Source organism: Neisseria sp. GT4A_CT1, assembly GCF_000227275.1.
GTDB lineage: Bacteria > Pseudomonadota > Gammaproteobacteria > Burkholderiales > Neisseriaceae > Neisseria.
Genome location: NZ_JH164968.1, coordinates 210,240 through 214,814, shown reverse-complemented (window position 1 = coordinate 214,814; position 4,575 = coordinate 210,240). Strand labels below are relative to the sequence as shown.

Below are 4,575 nucleotides of genomic sequence, written 5' to 3'. Positions count from 1 at the left end.
GGATTGGGGATGTTCGAGTGCGCCGATACGCCTTCTTGATAGGCGCGTATCCATCGTCTCAGGTGGGTTCGGGAAATGCCGTAGTGGTCTGCGGTACGTTGTTGGCTGCGTATATGCAGGTAGTGGAGTACGGCTTGGTATTTGAAGTGTAATGTATATTTGCTCATAAAAAAACTGCACCTTGTGAGTTGGAGGGGATGTCCAACTTTTGGGGTGCAGTTCAGTTTTCAGACGACCTTGTCGCATATTCACAAGAGATTGTCGGGAAAACGATAGTTTTTTTCTACAATTTCAGACATCAAGCTTATAAAATACAACCATTCTCATTTGTACAATGAACGGAGAAATTGATGTTCCGACCCAATCTGACCGCTGCCGCCGTTGTGGCCGCTTTATCTTCCACTGTATTTGCCGCCGAAACGGTCGAGCTGGATACTGTCCATGTGAAGGGGCAGCGTTCGTATAACGCGATTGCCACCGAGAAAAACGGCGATTACAGCTCGTTTGCCGCCACTGTCGGCACAAAAATCCCCGCATCTTTACGCGAAATTCCGCAATCCGTCAGCATCATCACTAATCAGCAGGTAAAAGACCGCAACGTCGATACCTTTGACCAGTTGGCGCGCAAAACGCCGGGTCTGCGCGTGTTGAGCAATGACGACGGCCGCTCTTCGGTTTACGCGCGCGGCTACGAATACAGCGAATACAATATCGACGGCCTGCCTGCGCAAATGCAGAGTATCAACGGCACACTGCCCAACCTGTTCGCCTTCGACCGCGTCGAAGTGATGCGCGGCCCGAGCGGCTTGTTCGACAGCAGCGGTGAGATGGGCGGCATTGTGAATTTGGTGCGCAAACGCCCGACCAAAGAGTTCCAAGGCCATGCAGCGGCAGGGTTCGGTACGCACAAACAATATAAAGCCGAAGCCGACGTTTCAGGTCCTCTGAACGCCGACGGCAGCGTTCGCGGCCGTGTGATGGCGCAGACTTCGGGCGCGTCTCCCCGTCCTGCCGAGAAAAACAACCACCACGAAACCTTCTATGCGGCGGCGGATTGGGACATCAACCCCGACACGACTTTGGGCGTAGGCTATCTCTACCAACAACGCCACCTCGCGCCGTACAACGGCCTGCCCGTCGGCAGCAGCGGCAATTTGCTGTCCCTGCCCAACCACACCTTTGTCGGCGCGGATTGGAACAAATTCAAAATGAACAGCCATGACGTGTTCGCCGATTTGAAACATTATTTCGACGACGGCGGCTACGGCAAAATCGGTATGCGCTATTCCGACCGCGATGCCGACTCTAACTACACCTTCGCCGCCAACAAACTTTCTGCCGACAATAAGGCAAACGTCGTCGGCTTAGGCACGGAAATCAAACAAAAAGCCTTCGCGGTTGACGCAAGTTACAGCCGTCCGTTTGCCTTGGGCAACACCTCAAACGAACTCGTCGTCGGCGCGGACTACAACCGCTTGCGCAGCACCAACGAGCAAGGCCGTGCAGCCGTTGCGCGTAATGTTGCCTTGGGCGATTTCCACTCCGTTCCCTATGTCAACCTGATGCAGAACGCCCGTGCCGGCGCGCGCGGTTACAGCCATACCGTCGCTACCGAAAACCTTGACGAATTCGGCGTTTACGGCAAATCCGTCTTCCATCCGGTCGACAGGCTGTCGCTCATCGGCGGCTGGCGTTTGGGACACTACAAAATCGAAGCGGGCGAAGGCGACGAGTTGCACAAAGCCAGCAAAACCAAGTTCACCGGCTACGCAGGCGCAGTTTACGACTTGAACGACAACAACAGCCTCTACGCCAGCTTCTCCCAACTCTACACGCCGCAAACCAGCCTCGGCACTGACGGCAACCTGCTCAAACCGCGCGAAGGCAACCAGTTTGAAGTCGGCTACAAAGGCAGCTACATGGACGACCGCCTCAACACCCGCGTCTCCCTCTACCGCCTGAAAGACAAAAACGCCGCCGCACCGCTGAACCCGAACAACCGCAACACCCGTTACGCCGCCTTGGGCAAACGCGTGATGGAAGGCGTTGAGACCGAAATCAGCGGCGCGATTACACCGAAATGGCAAATCCACGCAGGTTACAGCTATCTGCACAGCCAAATCAAAACCGCCGCCAACTCGCGCGACGACGGCATCTTCCTGCTGATGCCCAAACACAGCGCAAACCTGTGGACGACTTACGAAGTTACGCCCAAGCTGACCCTCGGCGGCGGCGTGAACGCGATGAGCAGCATCTCCTCGGCGGCAGGCCTGCGTGCAGGCGGCTACGCCACATTCGACGCCATGGCGGCATACCGTTTCACGCCCAAACTGAAGCTGCAAATCAACGCCGACAACATCTTCAACCGCCACTACTACGCCCGCGTCGGCAGCGCAAACACCTTCAACATTCCCGGCTCGGAGCGCAGCCTGATGGCAAACCTCCGCTACGACTTCTAAAAACGGGAAAAGCAAAAGGAAAACAAATCACCGCCAAAAACCAGAAGACCAACACATTACGGAAACAGACCGGACAGGCAGGGCACACCACCTGTCCGGTTTTATCATTTATGTCCATGTTTGACATAGAAAAAACAACAGATATAGCCCAAAGGTCGTCTGAAACATCCGACAACCCGATAACACACACAACACACCCCACCAACACAACCGACAACCCCGCCATGACCTCACGCACCGCACACTGGCAAGCCGCCCGCCTGCTGCAAGCCGAAGAAACCCACATCCGCTCCGAGCACACCGGCCGCAGCTACCGCATCCAAACCGCCGCCGTCGGCGACCCGCCCCCGCAAGGCTATCCCGTCCTCCATATCCTCGACGGCGACGCCTTCTTTCCCGCCGCCCTCAGCATGGCGCAATCCCTGCTCATCAACCCCATGACCCGAAGCCGCGCCGCCTGCCTCATCGTCAGCATCGGCTATCCCAACGGCGAAGTCCGCGACCTGACCCAACGCGCTCTCGACTACACCCCGCCCCTGCCCGAAACCGCCACCGAAGCAGAACGCCGCCAATACGGACAAGCAGACCGCTTCGCCACCTTCCTCGACCACGAACTTGCCCCGACCCTTGCCGCCAAATACCCCGTCAACCCCAAAGAACAAGCCCTGTTCGGACACTCCTTCGGCGCATTGTTCGGACTCTATTCCCTCTTCACCGCCCCCGACCGCTTCAAACACAACCTGCTCGCCTCCCCCTCCGTCTGGTGGCACAACCGCCGCGTCCTCGACTTCCTCCCGTCCGCCCTTCCCACCGACACCGCCGTCCGCATCAGCGTCGGCGAACACGAAGGCCGCAGCAACCGCCCCGAACAAATCGGCAGGGAAATGGTCGCCCAAGCCAAACTGCTTGCCGGCACCCTCCAACACCTCGGCGCAGACGCACAATTTACCCTCTACCCCAACGCCAACCACGGCAACACCCCCTTCTACGCCCTCCCCGACCACATCGAATACCTCCGCCAAGCGTGGCAGAAAAAATAAACCCGCAGGAAAACGACAAGCCGTATGCCCAGCAAACAGGAATACGGCTTGAGTGATGGCAGTTGGGGATTTTCAGACGACCTTGGATTCATCTTTTATGCAATCAACGCAGGTTTTATTCAATTAAATTGGAAATCCAACCCGTAGCGTGGGCAGCGTCCACGAAATCTATCATCCAATAATCAAAATCAAACAACAGCCGAATGGGTATCCATTTTGGCTTTCATCTCGTGGGCAAAGCCCACGCTACTCGTTGTGGCAACGACAACCTGTCCCTTCCCCCGTCTGGCGGGGGAAGGTTAGGATGGGGGTGGCTTTATGGGTCTAGGTCAAATAAATTCGTACAACCCGTAGAGCCACCCTCTCCCCAACCCTCTCCCGCCGGACGGGAGAGGGAGCGGGTTACCAGTCGAAACGAGGTCGTCTGAAAACTTTGGGATTTGAGTTTTAGAGAAACTCGCTCCCGATTTTTCAGACGACCTCGTTTATTCAATCAATACAGGCTTGGGATAACCCAAGTAGCGTGGGCTTTGCCCACGAAATCTGCTATCTAAAAATCCAAATCAGACAACAGCCGAATGGGCATCCATTTCGGCATTTATCTCATGGGCAAAGCCCACGCTACGGGTCGTCTGAAAACTGAACTGGCCCCCAAATCTTGGACACTCATAAAAGCCTATTCAGGCGCTCTGTGCAAGCTGGGTTCTGTATGCGACAGGACTCAGCTTTTTCAATTTCAAACTGCAACGCTCCCGGTTGTAGTAATCCATATAGTCATCTATCTGCTTCATCAATTCATCTACCGTCAATTCACCTGCATTATAGAAACACTCCGTCTTCAACACCGCAAAGAAGCTTTCCATCGGCGCATTGTCCCAACAGTTCGCCTTTCGCGACATGCTTTGAACCATGGAATGCTCCGCAAGCAATTCCCTATACCCCGCCGTACGGTACAGCACGCCTTGGTCCGAATGCAGCATCGTTCCTTTATCAGTCAGACGGGGTGCGGCTTTTTCGAGCATTTCCTTCACCATTTCGCTGTCGGCTCTGCGGCTCATGGCGTAGGCGACGATTTC

4 protein-coding genes are annotated in these 4,575 nt (G+C 55.6%); 2 read left to right on the top strand and 2 right to left on the bottom strand.

The genetic code is table 11. The annotated features are described in order from the left end of the window. Positions 1-167: helix-turn-helix domain-containing protein (locus tag HMPREF1028_RS13865; protein WP_009312616.1), on the bottom strand; the 167-nt coding region annotated here is incomplete at its 3' end. A 183-nt stretch (positions 168-350) separates the two neighbouring features. Here HMPREF1028_RS13865 and HMPREF1028_RS09740 point away from each other — a divergent pair. Next, positions 351-2,459 (top strand): TonB-dependent siderophore receptor, encoded by a 2,109-nt coding sequence (locus HMPREF1028_RS09740; RefSeq protein WP_009312615.1) that lies wholly within the window; start codon positions 351-353, stop codon positions 2,457-2,459. 224 nt (positions 2,460-2,683) lie between these two features. Continuing rightward, entirely contained in the window at positions 2,684-3,499 is an 816-nt protein-coding gene (locus HMPREF1028_RS09735) for an alpha/beta hydrolase (RefSeq protein ID WP_036529570.1), read from the top strand. Between the two features lie 680 nt (positions 3,500-4,179). Here the strand turns inward: HMPREF1028_RS09735 and HMPREF1028_RS09730 are convergent. After that, a partial coding sequence (locus HMPREF1028_RS09730) for an IS3 family transposase (RefSeq protein WP_009312613.1) occupies positions 4,180-4,575 on the bottom strand: 396 nt, incomplete at its 5' end.